Raw genomic sequence first — 14709 nt, forward strand, 5'->3', positions numbered from 1 at the left:
TTTTTGTCCGTCGAGCCCGGGTATTCGCCCGCCTTGCGCCGGGCTTCGGGTCACCAATTGTCCTTGAACCACTTCACCGCGCGGCGAAGCGATCGGGCGGGATACCGGTCGGCGGGAATCTCGAAGTCCCACCATTCGTCTTGCGGGTGTGCCGCGAAGAGGCAGAGGCCGACCGCGCTGGCGAAGGCGGCACCGGTGGCTTTTTCCGGCAACCCGGAAACGCGCAAGGGCCGTCCGATCCGGACCTGCCGTCCGAGGATGCGCGGAGCGAGATGATCGAGGCCCGGCACCTGCGACGCCCCGCCCGTCAGCACGATCTGCTGGCTCGGCAGGTGCTCGAACCCGGCCGCGTCGAGACGGGCGCGCACGTCGTCGAGGATCTCTTCCACCCGGGGGCGCATGATGCCGATGAGGTCCGCGCGACTCACACGTCGCTGGTCACGGTCCCAGTCGCCGGTCTCACCGCCGAGTGCGATCATCTCGCGGTCGTCCATCGAGGTCGCGACCACGCCGCCATGGAGGGTCTTGAGCCGCTCGGCCGTGGCGAGCGAGACCTGCATGAGCTTGGAGATGTCGGCGGTGATGTTGTCGCCGCCGAGCCCGACGGAATCGGCGTAGATCATGTGCTTCTTCATGAAGATCGACACGCCGGTCGCCCCGCCCCCCATATCGATGCAGGCAGCGCCAAGTTCCTGCTCGTCCTCGACGAGGCTCGAGATGCCGCTGACATAGGAAGAGGACGCGATCCCGGCGAGGTCGAGATCGCAGCGCTTGAGGCAGTGGATGAGGTTCGCGATGGAGCGGCTGTCGACCGTCAGCAGGTGCATGTCGCAGGCAAGCGTGTTGCCCATGTGCCCGCGCGGATCGGTCATGCCGCTGCGGTAATCGAGCGCGAAGTTCACCGGATGGGCGTGCAGCACCTCGCGGGCATCGCCGATATCGGGAACGTCGCAGGCGGCGAGGCAGCGCGCGACATCCTGCTCCGAGACGGGGCCGCCCTCGACATCGATCTCACCGGCGAGACCGTAGCTGCGCGGGTCGCCGCCCGAGAACGTGGCGATGACATGGTCGACGCGGACCTGCGCCATCTTCTGCGCCCCCTGCACCGCCGTGCGGATCGCCCGCTCGGCCTCGGGCATCGCATCGACATCGCCGAAGCGGATCCCGCGAGAGCGGGTCGTGGCGGCACCGATGATCCTGAACGCGCTCTGCCCCGCCATCGAACCGATGCCGTCGGAGGCGCGGAACCGTTCCGGCCCGTCGAAGCGCAGCACGAGACAGGCGACCTTGGACGTGCCGACGTCGAGAACCGCGATCACGCCACGCTGCATCGCGGCCTTGCGCATCGCCCGCATCGCGCGCTGGGATTGGTACAGATCGGTCATGTCTCAGTCGTCTCCCAGCTCGGTCATCATGGTCTGGCGCAAGGTACGCGCGCTTTCTTCGGCAAGGCGCGCGGTCGGTCGTTCGGAATCGCGGAAATCCACCAGCGTCACGTCGCGCGCCAGAAGGTCCTGCGCCTCGTCGAGGGCGAGGATCTGTTCGAGCGCCGCGACCGGTTCCCTTTCGGGAAGAAGCAGACGCTGATCGCGGTCGAGCACTATCGTCCAGCGCCGCTCGCCCATGCGGACGAGGCCGCGCATCCGGTCCTCGAGCGGCGCGGCCGCGGCGATCAGGGCGAGCGCCTCGGGCACCACCTTGTCGGCCCCGCGTCCGGAGACGAGCGGCAGATCCCCGCGATCGAGTCTGCGGGTCAGGGCCGCCGTCTTGCGCCCCTGGTCGTCGAGCAGGTCGAGCCCGCCGGAATGACGCCAGACGATCGCCGGCACGCGTTCGGCCACCTGAAGATGCAGGACGCCGCCGGACTTGATCACGAGATCCGCACGTTCCACCGCGTCGAGGGCCGCGACGCGGGCCTGGAGCGCCGGCAGGTCGAGATCGAAGGAACTGGTCGGAAGCTTCAGCGGCAGAAGCTCGCGGATCTCGGCCTCGATCTTGGGGGTGGCCCCGTCGACCGCGAGGAGCTTGACCATGAACTCGTCGCGCTGCTGGATCTCGGATTTGACCTCCTGCCACCAGGTCGCCATCGCCTCGCGCCGTTCGACATCGCTGAACGACAATCCGATGACGAGCGCGATCGAGGAGAGCGGCAGACCGAAGACGAAGGCACGGCGGACACTGGGCGTCAGGGCAAGCCGCTGGAGCCTGTAGGAGAGGCGCGAGGGCGCCGGATCGCGACGCGGTGCATTGCTCATCGCTGGCACGACGCGTCTTCGACGATCCAGCGGCAGAACGCGCCGAACTCGATCCCCGCATGGCGGGCCTGCTCGGGGGCGAGCGAGGTGGGCGTCATGCCGGGCTGGGTGTTGAGCTCGAGCACGACCAGACCGTCGAGGCCGCGGCTCTCGTCCCAGCGGAAATCGGTGCGCGAGATCCCCCTGCAGCCGAGAACCTCGTGCGCCTTCAGGGCGTGATCGAGACAGGCCGCATAGATCTCTGTCGGGATCTCGGCCGGAATGACGTGACGCGACCCGCCATCGACGTATTTCGCGTCGTAATCGTACCAACCGTCGGTCAGGATGTCGGTGACGCCCAGCGCGCGCGCCTCGCCCTGAGGACCCGCACCCATCACGGTCGTGGTCAGCTCGCGGCCGGGCGCGAAACGCTCGACCATCACCGTCTCGGGCATGTCGGGCGCAAGATCGGGCGGACCGTCGGCACCGTCACGGACAAGATAGACGCCGACGCTCGACCCTTCGTTGTAGGGCTTTACCACATAGGGCGGGTCCATGACGTGCCCGCCGCGAACGTGGCGCGACAATGCCAGCATCGACGGCAGCACGGGAAGGCCCGCCTTGCGGAGCGCGTCCTTCGTCCGCTCCTTGTCCATCGCGAGGGCCGAGGAGAGGACGCCGGAATGAGTGTAGGGAAGGCCGAGCCATTCGAGGAGGCCCTGGACGCAACCATCCTCGCCCCATCGACCGTGGAGCGCGTTGAAGACCACGTCCGGCGCGATGTCGGACAGCACGATCGGGAGATCGGGTCCCGCATCGACCTCGACCACGTCGTATCCTTCGCCCTCGAGTGCGGCGGCGCATTCGCGTCCCGACGACAGCGACACCCGGCGCTCGGCCGAGGGTCCGCCCATCAGTACCGCCACTCTGGGGGGTGTCCTGCTCGACCTGCCCGCCATTCGTGTCCCTAGGGCCCTTTGCGGACCCTCTTCGTTGTGGGGGTGTTTTCACCCCTGCGGATCGGTTTCTCCGACCCGCTTGATTTCCCACTCTAGACGAATCCCGCTCTTGTGAAAGACCTTTTCGCGGACTTCCTCGCCCAGAGCCTCGAGATCGGCGGCCGTGGCACCGCCGGTATTGACGAGGAAATTCGAATGCTTGGGCGACATCTGCGCGCCTCCGCGCGTGGCACCGCGCAGGCCCGCTTCGTCGATTACCTTCCAGGCCTTGAGGTCGTGGACATCGTCCTGACGACCGGTACTGCTGAAGCCCGCGGGATTGCGGAAGGTCGATCCGGCCGTCCGGTCCTTGGTCGGCTGCGTGGCATCGCGACGGGCGAGCTGATCCTCCATCAGCGCGGCGAGTGCTTCGGGGTCCCTCTCTTCGGCGCGGAACGTCGCGCGCGTCAGGACCGCCCCGTCGGGCAGGTCGCTGCTGCGATAGCCGAGGTTCAGGTCGGCCGCGGGGATCAGGACCCGCTCGCCCGAGCGGGTGACGGCCTCGACCTCGACCAGATGGTCGGCCACGTAGCGTCCGTAGCAGCCCGCATTCATCCGCACGGCCCCGCCGATCGCACCCGGGATCGTGCGCAGGAAGGTCAGGTCGCGCCCGGCCTCGGCGGCCCTTCGCGCGACATGGGCGTCGAGCGCCGCCGCACCGGCATGGACCAGATCGCCCGCGACCTCGATCCCGTTGAACCCGCGCCCGAGCCGGATGACGACGCCCCTGAGCCCACCGTCGCGGACGATGAGGTTCGACCCGACGCCCATTGGAAAGACGGGAATTCCGTCCGGAAGCCCCGCCAGGAAATCGGCCAGGTCCTCCGGGTCGGCGGGCTGGAACAGGATCTCGGCCGGTCCGCCGACACGCAGCCAGGTGACGTCCGCCAGAGGAAAGTCCGGCGTGATCCGGCCGCGCACCTGCGGCAGGTCGTCGAGCGCGATCCTGTCCATGCCGCCCCCGGCCCTAGCCTTCGAGGCGTGCGGGCAGGTTGTTCGCCCATGTGCTGATCGTGCCCGCCCCGAGGCAGACGACCATGTCACCCTCGCGCGCCTGTTCGCGCACCAGCCGTTCGAGATCGTCCTCGGAATGGATGGCGCGGGCATGGCGATGGCCGTGACGGATGAGGCCCGTCACCAGATCGTCGCGGCTCGCCCCCTCGATCGGATCCTCGCCGGCACCGTAGACATCGGCGATGGCCACGACATCGGCATCGTTGAAGCAGCCGCAGAACTCCTCGAAAAGCGAACTCAGACGCGAATAGCGATGCGGCTGGTGCACGGCGATCACGCGGCCCTTGCTCGCCTGTCGCGCGGCCTTGAGAACGGCGGCGATCTCCACCGGATGATGGCCGTAATCGTCGATTATCGCGATGCCGTTCGGGGTGCCGACCTTCGTGAAGCGCCGGTTCACGCCGCCGAACTTGGCGAGGGCGGAGCGGATCTCCTCCGGCTCCATCCCGAGATGACGCGCGACCGCCACGGCCGAAAGCGCGTTCGACACGTTGTGGTCGCCCGGCATCGGCAGGGTGCAGCCTTCGATCACCGTGCCTTCGTCCTGCAACGCGATATCGAAGCAGGCCGAGCCCGCATCGTACGTCAGGTTGATCGCCCGGACGTCAGCCTGCGCGTTGAAGCCGAAGGTCACCACGCGGCGATCACTGATGCGGCCGACCAGCGACTGCACTTCGGAATGGTCGGTGCAGCAGACGGCAAGGCCATAGAACGGAATGTTCGACACGAAATCCAGGAACCCCTGTCGAAGCCGGTCGAAATCGCCCCAATGCTCCATGTGCTCGGGGTCGATATTGGTGACGATGGCGATCGTCGCGGGAAGCCGGTTGAAGGTGCCGTCGCTCTCGTCCGCCTCGACGACCATCCATTCGCCGCCGCCCATCCGGGCGTTCGAGCCATAGGCGTGGATGATGCCGCCGTTGATGACGGTCGGGTCGATCCCCCCCTCGTCGAGGACGGCTGCGACCATCGTGGTGGTGGTGGTCTTGCCGTGCGTGCCTGCGACCGCGATGTTGGAGCGGAGGCGCATGAGCTCGGCCAGCATCTCGGCCCGGCGCACGACCGGCAATCCACGCGCGCGCGCGGCGTCGAGCTCGGGATTGCCCGGTTTGATCGCCGAGGAGATCACCACGACCTCGACCCCCTCGAGATTCTCGGCCCGCTGGCCCTCAAAGATCGTGGCCCCGAGACCCGCGAGCCGCTCGGTGATCTTCGAGGCTTTCGCATCCGACCCCTGGACCTTGTAGCCATGGCTCAGCAGCACCTCGGCAATGCCCGACATGCCGATGCCGCCGATCCCCACGAAGTGGATCGGTCCCATCTGGGTCGGCAGCTTGGTCGGTCGCGGGGTCATGGCATATCCCGGCTCGATGGTTTCGTGTTTCATCTCTGCTCTGCCTTTTATCTTGTTCTCTTGTCCAGACCGGCCAGCGCAATGGCCAGATCCGCCAGATCGCCCGCCGCGTCGGGCCGTCCGACGCGGAGCGCACCCGAGGCCATCTGCTGGGCCGCGTCCGGCTGGCTCAGGATCATCTCGAGTGACGATGCGAGGGAGGCGACGCTCAACTGCGATTCGGGAATGACGATCGCCGCGTCGGCCTCGGAAAGACCGCGGGCATTCGCGCTCTGGTGATCGCCCGCCGCGGCCGCGAAGGGGATCAGGATGGACGGCCTGCCGATCACGGCGATATCGGCCACGGAACTCGCCCCGGAGCGCGAGACGATCAGCTGCGCCTCGCTCATCCGGCGGGCGATGTCGTCGAAGAACGGCGCGACCTCGGCCGATATGCCGTTCGCGTCGTAGAACTCGCGCACCCGTGCCTCGTCCTCGCCGCGGGCCTGATGGGCCACCCGGACATTCGCGCGAAGAGGTTCGGGAAGGGTCGCGACGGCCTCGGGCACGATGTCCGACAGGATCCGCGCGCCCTGACTGCCGCCGATGACGAGCAGCGACATGGGATAATCGCCCGGCGCGATATAGGCCGATCCGTTGAGCTTCAGGACGCTTTCGCGCACCGGATTGCCGGTAAAGACCACCTCGGTTCCCTCGGGCAGTTCGGTCGGCCAGACACCGCAGGCAACGACGTTCACGCGTGTCGCGAAGAGCTGGTTGACCCGACCCGGAACGCCGTTCTGTTCATGGATCATCCGCGGCAGCCGCAGCATGGTCGCCGCGGCGAGCGCGGGGATCGACGGGTAGCCGCCGAAACCCACGACGATGGCCGGAGGATCGCGCCGCATGGCGAGGGCCGCCCGCGCCACGCCGCCACCGATGCGGAACGGTACCGCCATCTTGGCAAGCGTTCCGCCGCGCGCGAAAGTGGCCGAGGAGACCTGTTCGATCTCGACCGCCTCGGGAAATCCGCCTGCGTAGCGAGCGCCACGCGCGTCGGTCGAGAGCTTCACCCGCCAGCCACGGTCGAGCAGCGTCTCGGCCAGGGCCTGCGCGGGGAACATGTGTCCGCCGGTGCCGCCGGCCGCGAGAATGGCGAGCGGTGCGCTCAAATCGCCCCCCGGCGCGTCAGGATGTCCCCGATCTCGCCCTGCGGTCTCGTGCGTGTGAAGGCAAGGAGCATCCCGACCGCGATTCCGCCCGCGATGAGCGATGAGCCGCCATAGCTCACAAAGGGCAGCGTCATGCCCTTGGCGGGCAGCAGCCGGACGGCGACGCCCATGTTGATCATCGCCTGGACGCCGAACGTGCAGGCGAGGCCCGTGCCGGCCAGCCGGATGAACGGGTCGCGTTCCCGCATCAGCCGGATGAGCGAGCGCACCACGATGAAGCCGTAGAGCGCGATGATCAACAGGACGAGCATCAGGCCGTATTCCTCGGCCGCGACCGCGATGATGAAGTCGGTATGCGCGTCAGGCAGCGATTGCTTGACCTGCCCCTCGCCGATGCCCACGCCGAAGAAGCCGCCCTGCTGGATCGCGTTCGTGGCGTAGCCCAGCTGCGTCGTCGGATCGAGATCGGGCGAGAGGAAGCCGTCGATGCGGCGCGCGAAATGCTCGGAATTCGAATAGGCGAATGTGCCCGCCGCGGCGACGATCCCCGCCAGGATCATCAGCAGCGTGATGGGCGCGCCCGCGACGAAGTACATGACGCCCCAGGAGAACAGCACCAGCGCCGCCTGGCCGAAATCGGGCTGCATCGCCAGAAGAAACACGATGAGCACCGTCAGGACGAAGCTGTAGGTCCTGCCCGGCGGGCCGCCCAGATGCTGGCTGGCCGAGATCATCCATGCCGCAACAACCACGAAGCCCGGCTTGAGGAACTCGCTCGGCTGGACCGAGGCGAAACCCAGCGAATACCACCGGACCGCCCCCTTGCCGAAATCCGTGCCGAGGAACGGCAGCCCCGCGAGGGCCACGAAGGCGACCGCGAAGCCGATCACCGCAAGCCTTCGGACCAGCGTCGGCGACATCATCGTCGTGACCAGCATGGCGATCAGGGCGAGACCGCCGAAGACCGCCTGACGCTGGACGTAGTGGAACGGCTCGAACCCGTTGCGGGCGGCCAGCGGCGGAGAGGAAGCGAGGCCCAGCAGGAGGCCGATCGCGCAGAGCAGCAGCACGCAACTGAGCGACCACTTGTCGAGCGTGCTCCACCATCTGGGAAGAATGGGATCGCCCCGTTCAACGGGGATCGCGCCATAGACCATTTCAGTCATGGATAAACACCGCCACTTGCCTCGAACGCCCGTTTTCCGGGTCTGTCGCCCAATAGACACGAAATGCCGCGTCGATCCACCCCCGGATGGGCCTTGCGCGGGGATCCGCCGCGTGCTTTCCCGCGATGATGACCCGATCGACACGATATCGGACCCTGATCCTCGGTGCCGGGGCGGCGGGAATGATGTGCGCGGCACAGTCCGGGCCGGGAACGCTCGTCGTCGATCACGCCAAGGCCCCGGGCGAAAAGATCCGTATTTCCGGCGGCGGTCGCTGCAACTTCACGAATACCGGCTGCGACCCGGAGGCGTTTCTGTCGGAGAACCCGCATTTCGCCAAGAGCGCGCTCAGCCGCTATACGCAGTGGGATTTCCTCGACCTCGTCCAGCGTCACGGCATCGCCTGGCACGAGAAGACGCTCGGGCAACTCTTCTGCGACGGATCGGCCAAGGAGATCATCGCGATGCTGCGGTCCGAGATGGACCGCGCGGGTGCCGCGCTCTGGCTCCGGACGGAAATCGGCGACGTGTCGCGTGACGGAGACCGATTCTCGGTCGCACTTACCCGCGAGGGAGAGACGCATCGCATCACCTGCGAGCATCTCGTGATCGCGACGGGCGGCCTCTCGATCCCCAAGATGGGGGCGAGCGGCATCGGCTACCGGCTGGCCCGGCAGTTCGGGCTCGGGATCGTGCCGACGCGTCCGGGCCTCGTTCCGCTCACCTTCTCGGGCGCGCCGCTGGACCGGCTTCGCGCGCTGTCGGGCGTCGCGCTTCCCGCCCGGATCCATGCCGATGGTCCGGCCTTCGACGAGGCGCTGCTCTTCACCCATCGCGGGCTTTCCGGCCCCGCCATCCTACAGGCCTCGAGCTACTGGGCCGAGGGGCGCGCGGTGTCGGTCGACCTCGATCCGGGCGGGGCCGTCCTGCCGGCCCTGAAGGAGGCGCGGTCGAGCGCTGGCCGCAAGTCACCCGGCACGATCTTGTCGCGGCACCTGCCCGCCCGTCTCGCCACGGCCCTCCTCGACGAGGTCGAGTTGCCGCGCACGATCGGCGATTGCGCCGATGCGGATCTCGAACGGCTCGAGGACCGCGTCCGTCGCTGGACCATCGCGCCCGCCGGGACCGAAGGGTACCGCACGGCCGAGGTGACGCTCGGCGGCATCGATACCGCCGCGCTCGACAGCAAGACGATGGCAGCGCGCGCATGCCCAAGCCTTTTCGCGATTGGCGAGGCGGTGGATGTCACCGGCTGGCTGGGCGGCTACAATTTCCAGTGGGCCTGGTCGTCGGGCTGGGCCGCCGGTCGGGCGATCTCGGCCCTCAAATCCCCGGAAGCGATCTGACCAGACGCACGAAGTGCTCTCCGCGCTTCTCGAAATCGGAATATTGATCGAAACTGGCCGCTGCAGGTGCCAGCAGCACGACTTCGCCGGGCTCGGCCTCGGCGGCGGCGCGTTCGACCGCATGCTCCATCGTGTCGCAGATCTCGACCGGGATATCGGTAAGCTGTACCGCGAAGTCACGCGCCGAATGACCGATGAGATAGGCCTTCGATACCGATCCGAGGCTCTGCTGCAATCCCGCGAGCCCGCCGTCCTTGCCGAGGCCCCCCGCGATCCAGCGGATCCGCTGGAACGCCGACAGGGCCTTGGCCGCCGCATCGACATTGGTGGCCTTGCTGTCGTTGACGAAGCGCACGCCCTCGCGTTCGGCCACGAACTGGCTGCGATGCGGCAGACCCGCAAAGGATCTGAGCGCCTCCTCGATGGCCCGCGGTGCCATGCCGAGCGTCCGTGCGACGGCATAGGCCGCGCAGGCATTCTGGTGATTGTGGACGCCCGGAAGGCCCGCGATATCGCGCAGGTCGATCGAGGCCACCTGACGCGACTTGCGCCGCTCGGACAGGAACCCCTTGCGCGCCGTGACGGACCATCCCGGCCCCGAAAGCTTCCGCGCGACCGAGATCTCGATCACCCGGTCGTCCGCGCGTGCCTCCGACAGCTGCCCCGCGAGATAGAGTCCCTCGATCTCGTCCACGCCGATCACCGCACGATCCGGCCCGCCTTCGGCGAAAAGCCTGCGCTTCGCCGCGAAATAGCCGCCGGGACCGCCATGCCGGTCGAGATGATCCGGAGACAGGTTGGTGAAGACCGCGATATCGGGCGTCAGCGCGCGGGCAAGTTCGGTCTGATAGCTCGACAGCTCCAGCACGATCACCGAACCGCTGACGGGCGGGTCGAGGTCCAGCACGCCACGGCCGATATTGCCGGCAAGCTGCACCGTCCGCCCGTCGCTGCGCAGGATATGGTCGATCAGCGCCGAGGTCGTCGACTTGCCGTTCGAGCCGGTCACCGCCACGACCCGCGGCGGCACATCCATCGCGGCCCACGCACCCGTCGCGATCGAGCGGAAGAAGAGGCCGATATCGTTGTCGATCGGCACCCCCGCTTCGAGCGCCGAGGCCACGACCGGATGGGGCTTCGGATAGAGATGCGCGATACCTGGGCTCACGACGAGGGCCGATACCGCCTCCCACGCGCCGGGCCGGGTCAGGTCGATCAGCGTGAATCCTTCGGCCTCGGCGCGTGCGCGCCCCTCGTGGCTGTCGTCCCAGCAGACCGGCGTCGCCCCGCCGGCCTCGAGCGCGCGCGCGGCCGAAAGCCCCGACCGCCCGAGCCCGAGCACCGCCACCCGTTCGCCTTCGAAGCCTGCGACAGGGATCATCGCGCGCGCCCTTTCTCTTTGCTTTCGGAAATACGCATGTCCGACGGCCGACGCCTGCGGATCATCTCAGCTTCAGCGTGGCGAGACCGATCAGCGCCAGGATGAGACTGATGATCCAGAACCGGATGACGATCTGCGGTTCGGCCCAACCGCGTTTCTCGAAATGATGGTGGATCGGGGCCATCAGGAAGACCCGCTTGCCGGTGCGCTTGAAGTAGAGGACCTGCACGATCACGCTCAGCGCCTCGACCACGAAGAGACCGCCGACGATGCCGAGCACGAGTTCATGCTTGATCGCAACCGCGATCGCCCCGAGCGCCCCGCCGAGCGCGAGGGATCCCGTATCGCCCATGAAGACCGCGGCAGGCGGCGCGTTGTACCACAGAAAGCCGAGGCCCCCGCCGATCAGTCCGGCGGTGAAGATCAGGATCTCGCCGGTTCCGGGCACGTAATGCACGTCGAGATATGTCGTGAAGTCGACGCGCCCCACCGCATAGGCGATCACGCCCAGCGTCGCGGCGGCGATCATGACGGGCATGATCGCGAGCCCGTCGAGCCCGTCGGTCAGGTTGACCGCATTCGCGGCCCCCACCACCACGACCATCGCGAAGGGAATGAAGAAGATCCCCATGTCGAGAAGCACGTTCTTGAAGACCGGAAAGGCGAGTTGTCCGGTCAGTTCCGCCGGATGCGCCCACATCGCGACCAGCGCCGCAACGGCCGCGATGGCAAAGCCGAGGGCCAGTCGCGTCTTGCCCGAGACGCCCGCATGGGTGTTCTTTGTCACCTTGGCGTAATCGTCGGCGAAGCCGATCGCGCCGAAGGCCATCGTCACGAAGAGCAGCATCCAGATATACGGATTGTCGAGCCGCGCCCAGAGCAGCGTCGAGAGGATCAGCGCGCCGAGGATCAGCACACCGCCCATCGTGGGCGTGCCCGCCTTCGTCGACAGGTGTGTCTCGGGGCCATCGGTGCGAATCGGCTGCCCGTGCCGCTGCCGGCGGCGCAGAAGGTCGATCAGCGGTCGCCCGAAGAGGAAGCCGAAGACGAGCGCCGTGAAGAACGCCCCCCCGGAACGGAAGGTGATGTACTGGAAGAGATTGAAGAATCCTCCTCCGGTCGAAAAATTCGATAGCCAATAGAGCATTGCGCCCCCCTCAGGCGTCTTGACGCGAGCGATGGTCCATCCTGCGGATGGCATCGACGATGCGCGCGGTCTTTGCTCCTTTGGAGCCTTTGACAAGCACGATGTCGTCCGCGCGCACCAGGTCGCGCAAGGTATCCGTCAGTCCGTCGGCGGTTTCCGACCAGAGCCCCCGCTGCGTCTCGGCCAGCGCCTCGTATGTCGCGCTGCTGAGCGGACCCGCGCAGTGGATGACGTCGATGGCCTCGATCCCGGGATGTCGGGCGATCGCCGCGTGAAGCGCGACTTCCTCCGCCCCGAGTTCGAGCATGTCTCCGAGAAACGCGATCCGGCGTCCCTGACCTTCGGGCCTCGCGGCGATCAGAACGTCGAGCGCTGCGGCCACCGAGACCGGATTTGCATTGTAGGCGTCGTCGATGAGCGTGAGGCCGCGTTCCTGCCCGTCGTCGAGGATGATCCATTCGCGACGTCCCCGGCCCGATGCGGGCTGCCACGTGCCGAGCCCCTGTGCGGAAAGCGCGAGATCGGCCCCCGCGGCAACCATCGCGGCAAGTGCACCGAGGGCGTTCGATGCAAGGTGCCGCCCCGCCCCCTCGAGCGAAACGTGGGCGGTGGCCCCCGGCGTTATGGCGCTCATCACGAGTGCGCCCGACGCGCTCTGGCGCAGATCCTCGACACGCCATTCGGCCGAAGCCGCGGTGCCGAAACGCTGAGAGGCGATCCTGTCCGCAATCCCGTCTACGACCGCGAGCGCCTCGGCCGGAAGGTCCGCGGGCAGGATTGCCATGCCGCCGGGGACGAGCCCTTCGACGATCGCCACCTTCTCGCGCGCGATCGCCGCGAGCCCGTCGAACGCTCCGAGATGGGCGGGTGCGATCGTGGTGATCAGGGCCACATGCGGACGCGCCAGACGGGCCAGCGGCGCGATCTCGCCGGGATGGTTCATGCCGATCTCGATGACGGCGAAATCCGTTTCGGCCGGCATGCGGGCGAGCGTCAGGGGAACCCCCCAATGATTGTTGTAGCTCGCCTCGGCCGCATGGACGCGCCCCTGCCCCGCAAGGCCCGCGCGCAGCATGTCCTTCGTGGTCGTCTTGCCGACCGATCCCGTGACCGCGATGACTTTCGCGCCGGATCGCGCGCGACCCGCCGTGCCCAGCCGTTCGAGAGCCTTCAGCACGTCGTCGACCAGCAGGAGCGGCGCGTTCCCGAGCCCGTCGGGCACGCGCGAGACCATTGCCGCCGCCGCACCGCGCTCGAGCGCCTGCGCGACGAAATCGTGTCCGTCCCGCTGGTCGGTCAGCGCGACGAAGAGATCGCCCGGTGCGATCGTGCGCGTGTCGATCGAGATGCCATGGGCCGACCACGTGCCGGTCGACGTGCCACCGGTGGCGGCACTGGCGTCCTGCGAGGTCCAGAGGGGATCGTTCATACCAACCGTCCGTCGAGCGCTGCCACCGCGACGCTCGCCTGCTCGGCGTCGTCGAAGGGAAAGACCGTATCGCCGACGATCTGCCCGGTCTCGTGGCCTTTTCCGGCAACGAGAAGCGCGTCGCCCGGCTCCAGCGCGTCGACGCCCCGCAGGATCGCCTCGGCGCGATCCGCGATCTCGATCGCGTCCGGGTCGGATGCCAGGATCGCGGCGCGGATCGTCGCCGGATCCTCGGAACGTGGATTGTCGTCCGTAACGATGCGGACATCCGCATGATCGCGTGCGGCCTCGCCCATCAACGGGCGCTTGCCCCGATCGCGATCGCCGCCTGCGCCATAGACGACGATCAGACGCCCCATCACGTGCGGGCGCAGCGCCTTCAACGCGGTCTCGAGCGCGGCGGGCGTATGCGAGTAATCGACGAAGACGGCCGCGCCGCTCTGCCGAAGCGCCACCATCTGCATTCGGCCGCGCACCGTGCAGACCCTGGGCAGCACCGAGAAGACGTCTCGCGGCTCGATCCCGCTCGCAATGGCGAGCCCCGCGGCGAGCAGCACGTTCTCGGCCTGGAACCCACCGATCAGCGGCAGGCGAACCTGCCGCGCGGTGCCGTTCCATTCGAACCTGAGATATTGGGCGGTCGGGTCGAACTTCTGCGTCACGATCCGCAATGCCGCATCCGGCCTGCGCCCGACGGTCAGCACGTCCTGGCCGCGCGCCTCGGCCAGGCGCAGCATGTCGGGACCGCGCGGATCGTCGATATTGATGACGGCCGTGGCGTCCTCGGGCAGGACCCGCTGGAAGAGTCCGGCCTTGGCCGTGAAATAGCTTTCGATGTCGGGATGATAGTCGAGGTGATCCTGACTGAGATTGGTGAAGGCCGCGGCCGTCAGCGTCACCCCGTCGAGCCGCTTCTGGTCGAGCCCGTGCGAGCTCGCCTCCATCGCCGCGTGGGTCACGCCGTGGCGTGCCGCCTCGGCGAGCGTGCGGTGCAGCGTCACGGGTTCGGGCGTCGTGTGGGCAAGCGGGGCCTCCCACGACCCTTCCACGCCCGTGGTCCCGAGATTGACCGCATCGAGCCCCAGCGCGCGCCAGATCTGACGGGTGAAATTCGCCACGCTCGTCTTGCCGTTCGTGCCTGTGACGGCGACGCAGACCTGCGGCTGGCGGGCGAACCAGAGGGCCGCCGCATAGGCGAGGGTCTGGCGCGGGTCCTCGGCCAGGATCAGCGCCGCGTTGCTCGCGTCGATCGCCTCGCGCGCGATGACGTATCCCGCGCGGTCGGTCAGGATTGCCCCCGCCCCCATGCGCAGCGCGTAGCCTATGAACTCCGCGCCGTGGGTCCGGCTGCCCGGCAGGGCCGCGAAGAGATGTCCGTCCAGGACTTCACGGCTGTCGACCGACAGGCCCGTCACCTCGGCATCGCGTCCCGATGTCGAGGTCAGGCCCAGCTCGGCCAGCGATTTCGTTCGATCGGCCATGTCCCGCC

General features: G+C 67.8%; 12 protein-coding genes. 1 reads left to right on the forward strand and 11 read right to left on the reverse strand.

Going from position 1 to position 14709, the window contains the following annotated elements; all coding sequences use genetic code 11:
- Positions 1-50: 50 nt before the first annotated feature.
- The 7 genes from ftsA to ftsW are packed head-to-tail and all read right to left on the reverse strand — an operon-like array spanning position 51 to position 7917.
- Positions 51-1385: a cell division protein FtsA gene (ftsA, locus tag RVY76_RS09680; protein ID WP_317373680.1), complete on the reverse strand. Its 1335-nt coding sequence runs from the start codon at positions 1383-1385 to the stop codon at positions 51-53.
- A 3-nt stretch (positions 1386-1388) separates the two neighbouring features.
- Positions 1389-2255, reverse strand: a complete 867-nt coding sequence (locus RVY76_RS09685) for a cell division protein FtsQ/DivIB (RefSeq protein ID WP_317376749.1) — start codon at positions 2253-2255, stop codon at positions 1389-1391.
- Positions 2252-3193: a D-alanine--D-alanine ligase gene (locus RVY76_RS09690; protein ID WP_317373681.1), complete on the reverse strand. Its 942-nt coding sequence runs from the start codon at positions 3191-3193 to the stop codon at positions 2252-2254. The genes RVY76_RS09685 and RVY76_RS09690 overlap by 4 nt, the downstream gene beginning before the upstream one ends.
- 48 nt (positions 3194-3241) lie before the next feature.
- Positions 3242-4186, reverse strand: a complete 945-nt coding sequence (murB, locus tag RVY76_RS09695) for a UDP-N-acetylmuramate dehydrogenase (protein ID WP_317373683.1) — start codon at positions 4184-4186, stop codon at positions 3242-3244.
- A gap of 13 nt (positions 4187-4199) precedes the next feature.
- Positions 4200-5600 carry a UDP-N-acetylmuramate--L-alanine ligase gene (gene murC, locus RVY76_RS09700; protein ID WP_410796028.1) on the reverse strand — a complete coding sequence of 467 codons (1401 nt, stop codon included), beginning with the start codon at positions 5598-5600 and terminating at the stop codon, positions 4200-4202.
- A gap of 47 nt (positions 5601-5647) precedes the next feature.
- Positions 5648-6751 (reverse strand): UDP-N-acetylglucosamine--N-acetylmuramyl-(pentapeptide) pyrophosphoryl-undecaprenol N-acetylglucosamine transferase, encoded by a 1104-nt coding sequence (locus RVY76_RS09705; RefSeq protein WP_317373685.1) that lies wholly within the window; start codon positions 6749-6751, stop codon positions 5648-5650.
- Positions 6748-7917 (reverse strand): putative lipid II flippase FtsW, encoded by a 1170-nt coding sequence (ftsW, locus tag RVY76_RS09710; protein ID WP_317373686.1) that lies wholly within the window; start codon positions 7915-7917, stop codon positions 6748-6750. The genes RVY76_RS09705 and ftsW overlap by 4 nt, the downstream gene beginning before the upstream one ends.
- Positions 7918-8045: 128 nt before the next feature.
- Between ftsW and RVY76_RS09715 the strand changes: the two genes are divergently transcribed.
- Positions 8046-9263, forward strand: coding sequence for an NAD(P)/FAD-dependent oxidoreductase (locus RVY76_RS09715; protein ID WP_410796029.1), 1218 nt, complete (start codon positions 8046-8048; stop codon positions 9261-9263).
- On the opposite strand, the gene murD is transcribed toward RVY76_RS09715, so the two are convergent.
- From murD to RVY76_RS09735, 4 genes are all read right to left on the reverse strand, one after another.
- The gene (murD, locus tag RVY76_RS09720) at positions 9241-10644 is read right to left on the reverse strand and encodes a UDP-N-acetylmuramoyl-L-alanine--D-glutamate ligase (protein WP_317373688.1); all 1404 of its coding nucleotides are present in this window, start codon (positions 10642-10644) and stop codon (positions 9241-9243) included. The genes RVY76_RS09715 and murD overlap by 23 nt on opposite strands.
- 61 nt (positions 10645-10705) lie before the next feature.
- The gene (gene mraY, locus RVY76_RS09725) at positions 10706-11791 is read right to left on the reverse strand and encodes a phospho-N-acetylmuramoyl-pentapeptide-transferase (protein WP_317373690.1); all 1086 of its coding nucleotides are present in this window, start codon (positions 11789-11791) and stop codon (positions 10706-10708) included.
- 10 nt (positions 11792-11801) lie between these two features.
- On the reverse strand, positions 11802-13220 hold the full coding sequence (locus RVY76_RS09730) for a UDP-N-acetylmuramoyl-tripeptide--D-alanyl-D-alanine ligase (protein WP_317373692.1): 1419 nt from the start codon (positions 13218-13220) through the stop codon (positions 11802-11804).
- Positions 13217-14701: a UDP-N-acetylmuramoyl-L-alanyl-D-glutamate--2,6-diaminopimelate ligase gene (locus RVY76_RS09735; RefSeq protein WP_317373693.1), complete on the reverse strand. Its 1485-nt coding sequence runs from the start codon at positions 14699-14701 to the stop codon at positions 13217-13219. Before RVY76_RS09735 ends, RVY76_RS09730 begins: the two co-directional genes overlap by 4 nt.
- Between the last annotated feature and the right edge of the window lie 8 nt (positions 14702-14709).

Origin of the sequence: Palleronia sp. LCG004 (genome assembly GCF_032931615.1) — a bacterium.
Taxonomy (GTDB): Bacteria; Pseudomonadota; Alphaproteobacteria; order Rhodobacterales; family Rhodobacteraceae; genus Palleronia.